Source organism: uncultured Pontibacter sp. (assembly GCF_947492645.1).
Classification (GTDB): domain Bacteria; phylum Bacteroidota; class Bacteroidia; order Cytophagales; family Hymenobacteraceae; genus Pontibacter.
The window spans coordinates 159,933-174,323 of the sequence record NZ_CANLMZ010000002.1 but is presented as its reverse complement, the minus strand read 5'-3'; the positions used below and the strand labels follow the sequence as shown (position 1 = coordinate 174,323).

13 protein-coding genes and 1 tRNA gene are annotated in these 14,391 nt (G+C 43.9%); 6 read left to right on the top strand and 8 right to left on the bottom strand.

Features of this window, described 5'->3' with window-relative positions:
• Positions 1–385 precede the first annotated feature (385 nt).
• The 4 genes from Q1A23_RS02825 to Q1A23_RS02810 are packed head-to-tail and all read right to left on the bottom strand — an operon-like array spanning position 386 to position 4,733.
• Positions 386–1,672, bottom strand: a complete 1,287-nt coding sequence (locus tag Q1A23_RS02825) for an adenylosuccinate synthase (protein WP_299819186.1) — start codon at positions 1,670–1,672, stop codon at positions 386–388.
• 7 nt (positions 1,673–1,679) lie between these two features.
• The gene (locus Q1A23_RS02820) at positions 1,680–2,030 is read right to left on the bottom strand and encodes an STAS domain-containing protein (RefSeq protein WP_299819183.1); all 351 of its coding nucleotides are present in this window, start codon (positions 2,028–2,030) and stop codon (positions 1,680–1,682) included.
• The gene (locus tag Q1A23_RS02815; RefSeq protein ID WP_299819181.1) at positions 2,002–2,502 is read right to left on the bottom strand and encodes a transcriptional repressor; all 501 of its coding nucleotides are present in this window, start codon (positions 2,500–2,502) and stop codon (positions 2,002–2,004) included. The genes Q1A23_RS02820 and Q1A23_RS02815 overlap by 29 nt, the downstream gene beginning before the upstream one ends.
• Positions 2,503–2,531: 29 nt before the next feature.
• Positions 2,532–4,733 (bottom strand): bifunctional (p)ppGpp synthetase/guanosine-3',5'-bis(diphosphate) 3'-pyrophosphohydrolase, encoded by a 2,202-nt coding sequence (locus Q1A23_RS02810; protein WP_299819178.1) that lies wholly within the window; start codon positions 4,731–4,733, stop codon positions 2,532–2,534.
• Positions 4,734–4,983: 250 nt separating this feature from the next.
• Here Q1A23_RS02810 and Q1A23_RS02805 point away from each other — a divergent pair.
• From Q1A23_RS02805 to clpX, 4 genes are all read left to right on the top strand, one after another.
• Positions 4,984–5,065, top strand: a tRNA-Leu gene (locus tag Q1A23_RS02805).
• A gap of 78 nt (positions 5,066–5,143) precedes the next feature.
• Positions 5,144–6,469 carry a trigger factor gene (gene tig / locus Q1A23_RS02800; RefSeq protein ID WP_299819175.1) on the top strand — a complete coding sequence of 442 codons (1,326 nt, stop codon included), beginning with the start codon at positions 5,144–5,146 and terminating at the stop codon, positions 6,467–6,469.
• A gap of 86 nt (positions 6,470–6,555) precedes the next feature.
• Positions 6,556–7,254, top strand: coding sequence for an ATP-dependent Clp protease proteolytic subunit (locus tag Q1A23_RS02795; RefSeq protein WP_262902632.1), 699 nt, complete (start codon positions 6,556–6,558; stop codon positions 7,252–7,254).
• A 337-nt stretch (positions 7,255–7,591) separates the two neighbouring features.
• Positions 7,592–8,815 (top strand): ATP-dependent Clp protease ATP-binding subunit ClpX, encoded by a 1,224-nt coding sequence (gene clpX / locus Q1A23_RS02790; protein WP_299819173.1) that lies wholly within the window; start codon positions 7,592–7,594, stop codon positions 8,813–8,815.
• A 316-nt stretch (positions 8,816–9,131) separates the two neighbouring features.
• Here clpX and lpxB read toward each other — a convergent pair whose 3' ends face one another.
• The 4 genes from lpxB to Q1A23_RS02770 all read right to left on the bottom strand — a co-directional run bounded on the left by lpxB (position 9,132) and on the right by Q1A23_RS02770 (position 12,683).
• Positions 9,132–10,259: a lipid-A-disaccharide synthase gene (gene lpxB / locus Q1A23_RS02785; protein WP_299819170.1), complete on the bottom strand. Its 1,128-nt coding sequence runs from the start codon at positions 10,257–10,259 to the stop codon at positions 9,132–9,134.
• Between the two features lie 70 nt (positions 10,260–10,329).
• On the bottom strand, positions 10,330–10,755 hold the full coding sequence (locus Q1A23_RS02780; protein ID WP_299819168.1) for a 6-carboxytetrahydropterin synthase: 426 nt from the start codon (positions 10,753–10,755) through the stop codon (positions 10,330–10,332).
• On the bottom strand, positions 10,756–11,766 hold the full coding sequence (locus Q1A23_RS02775) for an iron ABC transporter permease (RefSeq protein ID WP_299819165.1): 1,011 nt from the start codon (positions 11,764–11,766) through the stop codon (positions 10,756–10,758).
• Positions 11,763–12,683, bottom strand: coding sequence for a helical backbone metal receptor (locus tag Q1A23_RS02770; protein WP_299819162.1), 921 nt, complete (start codon positions 12,681–12,683; stop codon positions 11,763–11,765). Before Q1A23_RS02770 ends, Q1A23_RS02775 begins: the two co-directional genes overlap by 4 nt.
• 83 nt (positions 12,684–12,766) lie before the next feature.
• Between Q1A23_RS02770 and rfaD the strand changes: the two genes are divergently transcribed.
• Together rfaD and Q1A23_RS02760 are read left to right on the top strand one after the other, a co-directional pair.
• Entirely contained in the window at positions 12,767–13,732 is a 966-nt protein-coding gene (gene rfaD, locus Q1A23_RS02765) for an ADP-glyceromanno-heptose 6-epimerase (RefSeq protein WP_299819159.1), read from the top strand.
• A 146-nt stretch (positions 13,733–13,878) separates the two neighbouring features.
• Positions 13,879–14,337 carry a YciI family protein gene (locus Q1A23_RS02760; RefSeq protein ID WP_299819157.1) on the top strand — a complete coding sequence of 153 codons (459 nt, stop codon included), beginning with the start codon at positions 13,879–13,881 and terminating at the stop codon, positions 14,335–14,337.
• The last annotated feature ends 54 nt before the right edge of the window (positions 14,338–14,391 follow it).

The window sequence follows — 14,391 nt, the reverse complement described above, 5'->3', positions numbered from 1 at the left end:
GGGCTGCAAAGGTAAGAAACATTTCCCAATCCGTTGCAAGCTTTTCTCAGGAAATTTTCCGAAGCTTTTCAGCCTCCCTCCAACTTTCGGCCCTCGTTCAGAACCGGGATGCAAAGGTAAGAAATCTCCCCTGAATCTCTGCAACTTATTTCAAAATATTTTCCTCAGCCTTTCCGAGTGCCCGCCCCTCTTTCGGAACCGGGATGCAAAGGTAGCAAACATCCCGGCAACTGCAAGCGCCAGGGGGTAAAAAACCGGGAACCAGGCCCTAAGCCGCTGGTTCCCAAGCCCATTATTTTCCGAACTCTACTAAAATTGTTTTTCCTTCGCCATTTGCCCTGGCTTTGTTGCCCTTTTTCTGCTTTATACTATAGGGAATATTAGTCTAACCTATACTTATACCTTCTCTTTTAAGTGTACTCTTCCTATCAGGTCCTACTGATACTATAGTTATTGGCACCTGTAAGTGTTCTTCTATAAAGTTTAGATAATTTCTGAATGCTTCAGGCAACTGTTCGACATCATCAATCTGATTCAGATCTACTCTCCATCCTGGCAGTTTAGTGTATATAGGCTCCACACTTCCTTCCTCTAAAGAGTGAGGAAGCTTATCAGTTACTTCGCCAGATGGCAGTTTATAATGTGTGCACACGCTTATACTATCGAATTCCGTCAGCACGTCGGCTTTCATCATATTTAACTGCGTTACCCCATTAAGCATGATCGAATACTTTAAGCTTGGCAGGTCTACCCAACCGCATCTGCGTGGACGGCCTGTTGTAGAACCGAACTCTCTACCAGCTTGTCTTATCTCCTCCCCTACTTCATCTAACAACTCTGTAGGAAACGGACCACTACCTACACGTGTGCAATAAGCCTTAAATATACCGTATACATCACCTATATGCTTCGGAGCAACACCTAATCCGGTACAAGCTCCGGCTACCAATGTGGTTGAAGAAGTTACAAATGGATACGTTCCGAAATCCACATCCAGTAAAGAGCCTTGTGCACCCTCGGCAAGTATGCGCTTTCCGCTATTGATTGCCTCATTGATCATGTACTCGCTATCTACCAGCTTTAAGTTTCGAAGGTAAGCTACAGCCTCAAAGAACACCTGCTCCTGGTCTTCCATATCCAGTTGCTTTCCATAAAATTCAACTGTTTTCCTGTGGCGCTCTACTAGCTTATTGTATCTCTCCTGAAAATCATCTGCCAATATATCACCCACTCGTAAACCTACACGGCCTATCTTGTCTTGGTATGTTGGGCCTATACCTTTTAAGGTTGAGCCAATTTTACCACTCCCTAATGCCTCTTCTGATACTCTGTCTAATACTTTATGGGAAGGTAGTATGAGTGAAGCCTTCTTAGAAATGAACAGGTTTTGAGCAGCATCCACACCTCTATCTTGTAGCTTCTGCATTTCGGTGCGGAAAACTATCGGGTCTAACACAACTCCATTACCAATGATATTCTGGATATGCGGATGGAAAATACCTGAAGGTATCTGGTGGAGCACGTGCTTCGTGCCTTCAAACTCTAATGTATGACCAGCGTTTGGTCCGCCCTGGAAACGAGCAACTATGTCATAGGTTGGAGCCAGTACGTCGACGATTTTTCCTTTTCCTTCGTCGCCCCACTGTAAACCTATTAATATGTCAACTGCCATTATGGTTTTAGTAAATTGATTCCTTTAAGAATTGAGCCGCAAAGTTATCATTTTCTGCGATGGTAAAAATTGCGTTTAGCTTTGTTACGATAAGCAGCTTGCGGATATGGTTTGAGGGTTTTATTAGAACAAGCTCGCCACCACGGTTTCTGAACTTGGTAAGAAGAGATACCAACACTCCCATCCCGCTACTATCCATGAAACGTACATTAGATAGATCAACGGCACATAGCAGCACCTTTCCATCCTGCTGCTTATCGGCATCCTCAATCATTTGCTGCGTATCGGTTCCTGCAATCAGGTCTCCTTCCAGCCTTATATATAAGATGTCATCCTTCAGCTCTATCTGATACTTCATGGCGCTTTTCCTCAGTAGCTTTTTTGGCACGGCAATCGCCGCAAATACCGTATAGGTTTAGGGAATGGTGCAAGATATGAAAATTTAGCAGTTCGCCCACCATCGTCTGTATCTGGTGCACACGCGGATCACAGAACTCTACAACCTTATGGCACTCGGTGCAAATAACATGATCGTGCTGGCGGTAGCCGTACGACTTTTCGTACTGCGCGAGGTTACGTCCAAACTGGTGCTTGCTTACCAGATCATTCTCTACAAGCAGGTCTAGTGTATTGTATACTGTAGCCCGGCTTACCTGGTAGTTTTTGTTTTTCATACTTATATAGAGTGACTCTACGTCAAAGTGCCCGTCGCGCGAGTAAATTTCCTCAAGTATGGCATACCGCTCCGGCGTTTTGCGCAGGCCCTTACTTTCTAAGTATGCAGTAAAGATCTTCTTTACTTCTTCAAATTTAATATGATCTAATACCATGTCTCTTCTTTGTTAAAAGTGTACTCCCGCTAATCGAATCGCTCGACTGTAAGCACACCATTTACCCTACTCATGCGCTGAATCAATTTCTCCAAGTGACTGGTGTCATTTACGAACACCATAATGTTCCCCTCAAAAATGCCATCGTTTGAGTCGATGGTGATAGAGCGCATGTTTACTCTTAAACTGGCTGAGATTACTTTTGTTAAATCATTTACCAAACCAACACGGTCTGTACCCTTTATGCGGATACCAGCCAGGAAAGCCAACTCTTTCTGATCTGTCCATTTTGCCTTGATGATACGGTTGCCATAGTTAGACATCAGCTCAATTCCCCGCAGGCAATTGGTACGGTGTATCTCTATACCGTCATCTTCTGTCTGGAAACCGAAAACATCATCTCCCGGAATCGGATTACAGCAGGCGGCTACCTTATACGCCATATTAGAAGTATCCTCCCCTATCACCAGCATATCAGAATTTACACCTCTGATTTTTTGCACCTCCTTATCAAAAGACTTAAGGTCGAGCATGGAGGTGCCCTTTTCAGAAGCAGCAGTAAAGATAACTTCTTTTATGTTTTTGATATCGACGTGGCCAGTAGCAATGCGGTAGTGCAGGTCCTGCAACGAAGGCACATTGAAGAATGCCAACAGCCTGTTCATGTTAACCTGTGTATCGGGCACTTGCAACTGCTCCAGGCGGCGGTCCAGCATTGCCTTGCCTTGTTCCGAACGGTTTTTGCGTTCTTCGCGCAGGGCATCTTTAATGCGAGAACGCGCTTTAGAGGTAACCACATACTGCAACCACTCCTCGTTTGGCTTCTGCTTCTGAGAAGTAAGTATTTCCACCTGGTCCCCGTTCTTCAGCCTATAGCTTAGCGGCACTAACTTCTGGTTTACCTTTGCACCAAGGCACTGCAAACCGATCTGGCTGTGTATCTCAAAAGCGAAATCCAGCGCTGTGGCTTTGTCCGGAAGTATGATCAGCTCCCCTTTGGGCGTAAACACAAACACTTCTTCCACAAAAAGGTTTTTGCGGAACTCATCCATAAACTCAAGTGCGTTGGCAGTATTGTTCTCCAACATGTCGCGCACCTTGTTAATCCACATTTCCAACCCGGACTCGCCACCGTGCGAGCTATCGGTTTTATACTTCCAATGGGCAGCATAACCACGCTCAGCAATCTCATCCATCCGCTTGGTTCTGATCTGCACTTCTACCCATTGCCCCGACTTACTCATGACGGTAGTATGCAACGATTCATAGCCGTTAGCCTTGGGCGTGTTTACCCAATCGCGAAGGCGGTCTGGGTTAGGTTGGTAAAAGTCTGTAATGATAGAATATACTTGCCAGCAAGCAGCCTTCTCGTTTTCCAGGGGCACATCAAGTATGATCCGGATTGCGAACAGGTCGTAAATCTCATCAAAAGTGATGTTCTGCTTCTTTATCTTTTTAAGGATAGAGTGTATAGACTTGGGCCTGCCCTTAATGTTGAATTTGAAGCCATACTTGCGCAACTCCTCCTCTATCGGCGAAATAAAATCCTTGATAAATTTGCTGCGTGAACTCCTTGTCTGGCGTATTTTATTTGATATATCCTTATACGTTTCTGTATCGGTATACTTTAAGTATAAATCCTCTAGCTCAGATTTGATAGCGTACAGGCCCAGGCGGTGAGCCAATGGCGCGTACAGGTACATCGTTTCGGAGGCAATTTTAAGCTGCTTGTGGCGCGGCATGCTGTCTAGCGTACGCATGTTGTGCAGGCGGTCGGCCAGCTTTACAAGTATAACCCGTACGTCGTCGCTAAGGGTGAGCAGCATTTTGCGGAAGTTCTCCGCCTGTTGCGAAGATCCGTAATCGAAAACACCTGATATTTTAGTAAGCCCTTCTATTATTCGCGCTACACTAGGTCCAAACTCACGCTCAACATCGGCAATCTCCATATCGGTATCTTCTACCACATCGTGTAAAAGAGCTGCAACAATAGAGGTAGTGCCCAACCCAATTTCTTCTACCGCAATCTGGGCAACTGCAAGCGGGTGGTAAATGTAAGGCTCACCGGATTTGCGGCGCATATCTTTGTGCGCCTCTACGGAGGTGTTAAAAGCTTTCTTAATGATTTTGGCATCATTATCCTTCAGGAAAGGTTTTGCATGCCGCAATAGCCGTCTGTAATACCTTAAGATCTCTTTGCGCTCTGCTTCAGGATCAATTGTTGTAACCATATGCTGTTTTAAAGGAAGCATCAAACCATTGGGTGGTCAGGTGCTTGCTATAAGTATAATTAGGAAGTGCCTGTAAAGTTTCAAATATAACTGATTCTATGCTGCAATCAATAAGAGCCTGTGTTAAAGGTAGTACGAAGCGGCTATTATATCTAGATAAAAAAATATTTGAAAAATTTTTGGGGCAGGTATTGCACTTTAAAATTCCTTGCTTACCTTTGCATCACAATAACAAACAAGCACACTTCAAGCGGATGTGGCGAAATTGGTAGACGCACTAGACTTAGGATCTAGCGCTGCGAGGCATGGGGGTTCGAGTCCCTCCATCCGCACAACATAAACGAACCCTCAACATAACTGTTGGGGGTTTGTTTTTAGTAGATATTTCAAAAACTAAAATTTTATAAGCCTTGAATATTACATTAAACCAAACCGACAGCACTAACGCACAACTGAAGGTAGTTCTGGAAGAGGCCGATTACGCTCCTAAGGTTGATCAGCAGGTTAAGGAATTCAGCAAAAAAGCTCAAATCAAGGGCTTCAGACCTGGTAAAGTTCCTGCCGGTCTTGTAAAGAAAATGTATGGCAAAAGCATCCTTGTTGATGAAATCAACAAGATGTTGCAAGAGGAAATCTCGAAATACATTAAAGATAATGATGTAAAGCTATTAGGCGAACCGCTTCCTGAGTTAAACCACGCTGAAATTGATTGGGATAACCAGAAAAGCTTCGAGTTTACTTATGCCGTAGGTTTACTTCCTGATTTCAACCTTCCGCTTGATAAAAGCGTAGAGGGTTACGCAATCGAAGTGGATCAAAAAACGATTGACGAAGCTTACGAAAACCTGAAGCGCCAATTTGGCAAAACAGTAAACCCTGAGACATCTGAAGAAGGTGACTTTATTTCTGGTGAACTGAAGCAGGTTGATGGTGAGTTCCAGTCTAAAACGCTTATACCTACTACCCGTGTAGTTGAAGGCAAAGAGCAGTTTGTAGGTGTAAAAGAAGGCGATGTTATTAAGTTCGATATCCGTAAGGCTTTCGGCGACGATAACGCTGCGCTTGCACACGTTACCGGCTTAAGCAAAGAAGTTGTAGCTGATCTGAACGGTGAGTTTGAATTTACTATAGATAAAATCAACCGTACCGAGTCCGCTGAATTAAACCAAGAACTTTTCGACAAGCTTTTTGGTAAAGACGAAGTAAAAACTGAAGAGGAGTTTGACGCTAAGATCCGTGAAACGATCAAGGAGAATTATGAGCGTGAAGCTGATAACCTGCTTTACCGTAATATCATGGATACGCTGATTGACAACGTTGAAGTAGAAATCCCTACTGAGTTCTTTAAGCGTTGGATACAGGTTACGAACGAAGGCAAGTTAACTGCAGAGCAAATCGAAGAGAACTTTGATAAGTATGTTCGCGAACTAAAGTGGTCTATGATCAAGAACAAGGTAGTAGAGCAAAACGACCTGAAAGTAAGCAACGAAGAAGTAGTGAACGCCACTAAAGAAAAGATGCTTGCCCAGTTTAACATGCCAGAAGTACCTGAAGAGTTAATGGAGAGCATGAACAACTATGCAAACCAATATCTGCAGCAGGAAAATGGCCGTAACTACATTAACGAGTACGAGCAATTACTAGCCGAGAAGGTGCTAGCTAAACTTAAAGAACAATTAACTGTTGTTGAGAAAACAGTTACTGCTGAGGACTTCAGAAATATGTCGTTTGAATAAGAACGACTAAAAAACTATATTGCAAAAAGGTCCTTTTATAAGGACCTTTTTTTATTTTTGAGAAAACCGTAAACCTAAACAAGATGATGTTTAACAAAGACGAGTTCCGCAAATTTGCTGTAAAAGGCCAGGGCATGAGCGGCCTGGGCGTAGATCAATATATAAGCCACGTAGAAGGCAGGGCCATGCATACGATTGAAAGTATGACCCGCTCCGTGATTGAGGAAAGACCAACCAACTTCCGTGAGATTGACGTGTTCTCTCGTCTGATCATGGACAGGATCATTTTCCTTGGCACACAGGTAGATGATTTTATTGCTAACATCATCACAGCTCAGTTGCTGTTCCTGGAGTCGGCGGATGCGAAAAAGGATATATTGCTTTATATTAACAGCCCGGGAGGCTCTGTATATGCTGGCCTAGGTATTTATGATACCATGCAGTATGTTAGCCCGGATGTGGCAACGATCTGTACAGGTCTTGCTGCCTCGATGGGTGCTGTATTACTGGCAGGTGGCGCACCAAACAAGCGTTCTGCCCTACCCCATGCCCGCGTTATGATTCACCAGCCAATGGGTGGCGCACAAGGCCAGGCATCTGATATCGAAATCACAGCCCGTGAAATTCTGAAACTGAAGAAAGAGCTTTACGAAATCCTGGCTCAGCACTCTGGCAAAACATACCAGGAAGTATACGATAACTCTGATCGAGACTACTGGATGAAAGCTGACGAGGCCAAGGAGTACGGCTTAATTGATGAAGTTTTAACGCGTAAGAAAGCTTAAGTACAAAGCATAGGCTACAATTTTAAAAACCGCCCCATATACCATGGGGCGGTTTTTTTATGTCCACTTTGCAGCCATAAGCGCTATAAATACGTTATAACGTTAAATTTTTAAAAAAATTATCAACAGGCACATGTGGATACCTAAATAACACAACTGACTGATTAATAAGACATTGAAGTAAAATTAAAAAATATATATTTTAAAATTTTTGCCTGTTTTTTGAAACAATAGTAATATTTGCATTAAAATATTTATGTAAGTATAACTTTTCAATTTTGTACCTTTGTTTTGCTCCGATACCCGGAGAAGAACATTTTTGGATCAATCGTTTTGTATGGCTGAAATTACTTGCTCATTTTGCGGCAAAAACAAGAAGGATGTATCGGTGATGATATCTGGTATTAACGCGCACATTTGTGACCGTTGTATCGGACAGGCTCAGCAGATTTTAAATGAAGAGAACAAGATACGCGCTAACAGCCGTACTCCGAAATTTAACCTGATGAAGCCGAAGGAGATGAAGACCTACCTTGATCAGTTTGTGGTTGGCCAGGATGATGCGAAGAAAGTGATGTCGGTGGCAGTTTACAACCACTACAAGCGCCTGATGCAGCCTACTGAGAATGATGATGTAGTGATTGAAAAATCAAATATTATTATGGTGGGCGAAACAGGTACAGGTAAAACTTACCTGGCGCGTATGATGGCCGGTATACTTCAGGTACCTTTCTGTATTGCCGATGCTACTGTACTGACAGAAGCCGGTTATGTAGGCGAAGACGTAGAAAGTATACTTACCCGTTTATTGCAAGCCGCTGACTATAACGTAGAGGCAGCTGAACGTGGCATTGTATACATCGATGAAATAGACAAGATAGCCCGTAAAAGCGATAACCCATCTATTACCCGCGACGTGAGTGGCGAGGGTGTGCAGCAGGCTTTGCTTAAGCTATTGGAAGGTACAGTAGTAAATGTTCCGCCACAAGGTGGACGCAAGCACCCGGAGCAGAAGATGATCACAGTAAACACAGAGAACATCCTGTTTATTTGCGGTGGCGCTTTCGTGGGTATCGACAGACTAATCAAAAACCGTCTGAATACCCGCCCTATTGGTTTCTCTAAATCTAAGTTAGACGATGTAGAGGAAAATGAAAACTTCCTGAAATACATTACGGCACAGGACCTGAAGAACTTTGGCTTAATACCAGAGCTTATCGGTCGTCTGCCAGTTACCACACATCTAAACCCGCTGGATAAAGAAACACTTCGACTTATTTTACTGGAGCCTAAGAATTCTATTGTAAAGCAGTACAAGCGCCTGTTCGAGATGGAAAACATCAGCCTTAGCTTTGATGATGGTGCGCTGGACTACATTGTGGAAAAAGCTGCAGAGTACAAGCTTGGTGCCCGTGGCCTCCGCTCTATCTGCGAAGGTATCATGACAGACGCTATGTTCGAGTTGCCATCCGAAGAAGGTGCAAAAGAACTGTTAATTACTGGTGACTATGCCCGTGAGAAATTTGAGAAATCAACGCTGAAGCAACTAAAAGTGGCTTAGTGTAACCACATAAAGTATAAAAAGCAGAAGCCCCGGCACTTAATGCCGGGGCTTCTGCTTTTTATAGCTAATTAGATATGTTACATATCGCTATCTACATCCTCATCAAGCAAATCTGTTTCAGTCGACGCGCGCAACAGCAGTATAGAGATCATCAAGCCTGTTATTCCTAAAGCTATTAGTATCGGTTTCATAGTTTTGTTTTAGTGGTTTACATACAGCATTGTTACTGCCGCATTAAACGGCAGCCAAAACTACTTATACTATACGTCTCAGCATAAGCAACAGGTTTAAAGAAAATGATCCTCAATGTCTATTATCTGTATACTTTCTCTTCTTTCAGATAACCTACCATTAATTCAGCGGCTCGTTCGGCAGTACGGTGTTCCCCAATCTTCTGGCGCACCAAACTATAGCCGTCCATCTGTTTCTTTAGAAAATATTTGTCAAACAGAATCTGCTTTAACTCTGCCACAATCTTTTTCGGTGTAAAGTCATCCTGAATGAGTTCGGTAACGATAGGTTTATCGGCAATCAGGTTTACCAGCGAGATGTAAGGCACTTTGATCACCATTTTACCGATAAAGTATGAGATGGCGCTGGTTTTATAGCAAACCACCTGCGGCACGTTAAACAGAGCGGTTTCTAAAGTTGCTGTACCAGAGGTTACCAGGGCTGCCTTAGCGTGGGCAAGCAAATCGTAGGTCTGGTCGTAGATAATCTTGATGTTCGGGTCTTTGTTATACTGCTCGTAATACTCCTTGGAGAAATTAGAAACACCGGCAACAACAAACTGGTAATCGCGGAAGGATGGCAGTACGCTTAGCATCACATCTAGCATGTTCTCAATTTCCTGCTTACGGCTACCCGGCAGTATGGCAATAATCGGTTTGTTGTTGTAAAGCTTGTTTTTAGCCCTGAAATCAACAGTAGGTACATGATCCGAAACAGAATCGTTTACAGGGTTGCCCACATAATCTACTTTATAATCGAAGCGTCCGTAAAACTCTTCTTCAAAGGGCATGATTACGAACATCCGGTCTACTACCTTTTTAATTTTATGTACACGCCCCTGGTTCCAGGCCCAAATTTTTGGTGATATGTAGTAGAATACCTTCATACCGCTCCGCTTGGCAAACTTTGCGATACGCATATTAAAGCCAGCATAGTCTACAAGTATAACCACATCGGGTTGCCAGGCTTTGATATCAGCTTTACACTCCTTCATAAAGCCCAGAATTTTGCGCAGACTTTTAAACACCTCGGCAAAGCCCATAAAGGCCATATCCTGGTAATGGCGCACCAGATCCATACCTGCAGCCTGCATCATATCGCCACCCCACCCGCGTATGTCGGCATTAGGGTCTTGCAGGCGCAGCTGCTTAATTAAGTTAGAGGCATGTAAGTCACCGGATCGCTCACCAGCTATAATGTAATATTTCATGCAGTACGTGTCCGTTCTGGGCTATCTGTAAAGGGCAATAAAAATAAGATTGGGATTGTAAGCCGAGGGACTATTCCTCACCAAAATACTCTACGTAGTTCCGCGGGGTTTCGTATAGCTTCAGGCTATGCAATTTTGCTCTGCCTCCGGTAATTTCAGAGATCCGCGGCTCCAGTATTTTCCAGAACTCTATGGTCAGGTTTTCGGTGCTTGCCAGTTTTCCTTCCATAAAGGCCACATCCATGTTCAGGTTTTTATGATCTACCTTCTCGATAATGTGTGTGCGGATAAGTATGCTAAGCTGTTTCAGGTCGATTACGAAACCTGTGTCTGGGTCCGGCTTGCCTTTTACAGTTGTGATAAGTTCGAAATTATGGCCATGCCAGTTAACATTGGCACAAGGGCCGAACACTTCTTTATTCTTCGCCAGCGACCAATTCGGGTTATACAGCTTATGTGCTGCATTAAAGTGCTCTAACCTGCTTACGTAAATCATTTAACCTCTAAAATTGTAATTCTTTTTGAACAGCAAATATACAAAGAAAGGAACACCAAAGAACGAAGTAATGATTCCAATTGGCAGGCCAGCCGGCGGATAAATTACACGCGACAGTAAATCGCAAAGCAACATAAAAAATCCGCCCACAAAAGCACAGAAAAGCAGATTGCCACGGCCCGTGGTTCCCATTACTGCCCGCGCTACATGCGGCACAATCAGCCCAACAAAACCAACCGGACCTGAGGTAGCCACAGCAAAGCCCGTAACCACCGATACCACACCCATTATTACCCAGCGGGTACGGGCCACTTTAATACCCAAGGCCTGCGCACGCTCCGAACCCAATAAAAGAATATTGAGCTGTTTCTGGTAAAAGGCAAAGAACAACAGCGCAAGCACTATCGTAACGGCAGGGTAAGCCACCAACTGCCAGGTTGCTCGCTCAAAGCTTCCCATCGACCAAAAAATAACTGCCTTTAATTTCCCCTCCGAATCAGAAAGAAAAGTAAGCATGCCTACCATGGCCGTGCACAAGGAGCTTAAAGCAATACCTGCCAATAGCATTTGGCTAGGTATAAGCTGGCGCTTGCGGTAACCAAGTATAACCACAACCAGCGTAACCAGAAAAGCACCGGCAAAAGCAAAAACCGATGGCAAGTATAAACCTGCAAAGCTAACGGGCACAAAACCAAAGAAAACAACAACAGCCCCCAACGATGCTCCGGAAGCTGTACCCAGCAAATATGGATCTGCTAGTCCGTTGTTAACCATTGCCTGCATTAAGTATCCGCAAAAAGCCAGCGATGCCCCTACCACCAAAGCCAGCAACAGGCGCGGTAAACGCAGGTGCAGTACAGCAAAGTGAGAGGTATTGTTTGGGTCGTAAGCGAAAAGAGCATCCAGAACAGTAGCCGCATTGGTATCAAATGAGCCAACTTGCAGCCCCAATCCTAATACTACTATAATAAGCAGCAGCGCAAGTATAAAGTATAAACCACGCCCTATCATGGATATAAAAAGCCCTCCAACTCTTTTAGCGACTCCACCACACGAGGCCCTGGCCTTGACTGCAGGTCATCTGTCGGGTCGTAAATGCGGTTATTTTGGTAAGCCTTTATTTTGCGGAGCTCCGGGTAAAGGCTGAAGAAATCCTTTGCCAGCTTCTCCTTTGTACCGCCTAGTAAAATTTCGGGGTTAAGCTTTAGGATGTACTCACGGGTGAGCGCGGGGTAAGGCTGGTCAAAAGTCTCTTTTACCGCGTTCTCTGCTCCCAGTATTCTCAGCTTATCTGTTAGTATGGTATTTTGGCCGTATACATAGATGGGATCCTTCCAGGTAATGGCCAACACCTGCTGCCGATGCTGAACCTGCGCGTAACGCTTAGCTATACTTGCCACTTCTTTTCTGAGTGAGTCTGCTAACTGCTTGCCCTGCTTTTCTCTGCCCATAATGGCTGCAATATCCTCAAGGCCGGTAAAAATATCCTCAACCGTTCTGTACTTCTGGTAGTATACCGGCACACCCAACTCGCCTAGCCTGGCAGCTACATCCAAGGGGGTGATGCCCTCCACAGTAAAGATCAAATCCGGCTTTAGCAGTAAAATCTGCTCATAATCTACAGGGTAGTTGCTCACGATCGGTTTCCTGAAAACAGCCTCCGGGTAATCGTCGGTAGGCGTACTGGCAACGATGGTGCTTGTATCTAAAACGGCATAAAGCATTTCTGTAAGAGAGGAGGCTAATGAGAACACACGTTTTGGCGGAGATTTCAACTCCAGTTTCCTGCCCAGGTCATCTTCAAGTATAATAAGTTTTTGTGTTTGCTCTGTGGAGTTGCTGCTGCAGGCGCTGCCAAAAACCTGAATGCAAAGTATAAAACAAAGTATAATATACCTGATAGGTACAGGTGGTGCGTTTCTTTCCAAAGTATAGGTTCGGGTTACCAAGGTGGCTTCGTTTATTTTCGTAAATTTAACGCAATTTTAGATACAGGATTAAATAATAACCTATGATCGTAGTAACCGGCGCGGCAGGCTTTATTGCCAGCTGTCTTGTAAGCAGATTAAATCAAGCCAACTTCAATGACATTGTTGTGGTTGACAATTTTTCTGTTGCTAAAAAAGAAAGCAATTTAAAAGGTAAAAAGATAAAAGAGTATGTAGACCGTGACGGCTTTTTTGAGTGGCTGGACGAGCATTACGAAGAAGTAGAATTTATCTTCCATTTGGGGGCACGTACCGATACCACCGAGTTTAACAAGGATGTGTTCGACATGCTAAACCTGAATTACTCTAAAAAAGTATGGAATGCCTGCTGCGAATACCAGATTCCGCTGGTATATGCTTCTTCGGCGGCTACTTACGGCTCGGGTACGTTAGGCTACGACGATAACGAGGCTACTATTCCGCTTCTGAAGCCGCTTAACCCCTACGGCGACTCTAAAAACGATTTCGATATTTGGGCTTTAGAGCAAACTGCAAAACCATTTTTCTGGGCCGGACTGAAGTTCTTTAATGTTTACGGCCCTAATGAATACCACAAGGGCAAGATGGCTTCTGTTATTTTCCATGCCTACAACCAAATAAAAGAAAAAGGCAGCATGAAGCTGTTCCGTTCGCACAACCCAGACTATGCAGATGGTGAGCAGATGCGCGACTTTGTTTATGTAAAGGACGTGGTAGAAGTATGCATGTTCCTGATGCACCACCGCAAAGATTCCGGTATTTACAACTTAGGCTCAGGAAATGCCCGCACATTTTTGGCATTGGCCCTAAATACGTTTGATGCCATGGGTGTTGCCCCAAACATCGACTTTATGGATACTCCGGAGAATCTGCGCGACAACTACCAGTATTTTACAGAGGCTAACATGAACAAGCTCCGCTCCGTGGGGTATGACAAGCCTTTTTATACTTTAGAAGAGGGTGTAAGAGACTATGTTCAGAATTACCTGATGACTGGTAAATACTATTAATCATAACCACAGATTGATAGATATTTCTTTAAATGATTTTCTAATTAAATAAAGAGCAAGTATAGTTTCGCATCTATACTTGCTCTTTTCATTTGATGCTGTATCTTAACGTATCTATTTATTTAAAAACAGCTTACTTTAAACGGATGAAATACATTTTAGCCCTTGCTATACTTTGTTGTTTTAGTTTTACAGCTAACGCCCAGGTACAAAACCCAACTTACAACAAACCTTTAGCCGACTCGTTGGGTGCTGATGATTATGGCATGAAGCAATATGTGCTGGCTATACTTAAAACAGGCTCCAACACCACCACAGATAAAGAAAAACTTAACGCATACTTCCGGGGCCACATGGAAAATATTGGCAGGTTGGCAAAAGAAGGAAAATTAGTTGTTGCAGGCCCACTAGGCAAAAACGACAAGGCATACCGTGGCATTTTTATACTTGATGTACAAACAGTAGAAGAAGCACGAAAGCTTGTAGAAACTGACCCGGCTGTAAAGGCGAAGATCTTTGAGGTGGAGCTTTACCCGTGGTATGGCTCTGCTGCCTTGCCTATGTACTTGCCTGCGCACAGCAAAATAGAGAAGCAAAAGCCCTAACTAAAAATTACCAAAAGCTAAAAGGGAGGAAGCATTCATTTGCTCCCTCCCTTT

Bases quoted from the DNA above. Each gene is read 5' to 3' on its own strand.
- Q1A23_RS02825 (WP_299819186.1), bottom strand. From the start codon at position 1,672: ATGGCAGTTGACATATTAATAGGTTTACAGTGGGGCGACGAAGGAAAA.
- Q1A23_RS02820 (WP_299819183.1), bottom strand. From the start codon at position 2,030: ATGAAGTATCAGATAGAGCTGAAGGATGACATCTTATATATAAGGCTG.
- Q1A23_RS02815 (WP_299819181.1), bottom strand. From the start codon at position 2,502: ATGGTATTAGATCATATTAAATTTGAAGAAGTAAAGAAGATCTTTACT.
- Q1A23_RS02810 (WP_299819178.1), bottom strand. From the start codon at position 4,733: ATGGTTACAACAATTGATCCTGAAGCAGAGCGCAAAGAGATCTTAAGG.
- Q1A23_RS02795 (WP_262902632.1), top strand. From the start codon at position 6,556: ATGTTTAACAAAGACGAGTTCCGCAAATTTGCTGTAAAAGGCCAGGGC.
- clpX (WP_299819173.1), top strand. From the start codon at position 7,592: ATGGCTGAAATTACTTGCTCATTTTGCGGCAAAAACAAGAAGGATGTA.
- lpxB (WP_299819170.1), bottom strand. From the start codon at position 10,259: ATGAAATATTACATTATAGCTGGTGAGCGATCCGGTGACTTACATGCC.
- Q1A23_RS02780 (WP_299819168.1), bottom strand. From the start codon at position 10,755: ATGATTTACGTAAGCAGGTTAGAGCACTTTAATGCAGCACATAAGCTG.
- Q1A23_RS02775 (WP_299819165.1), bottom strand. From the start codon at position 11,766: ATGATAGGGCGTGGTTTATACTTTATACTTGCGCTGCTGCTTATTATA.
- rfaD (WP_299819159.1), top strand. From the start codon at position 12,767: ATGATCGTAGTAACCGGCGCGGCAGGCTTTATTGCCAGCTGTCTTGTA.
- Q1A23_RS02760 (WP_299819157.1), top strand. From the start codon at position 13,879: ATGAAATACATTTTAGCCCTTGCTATACTTTGTTGTTTTAGTTTTACA.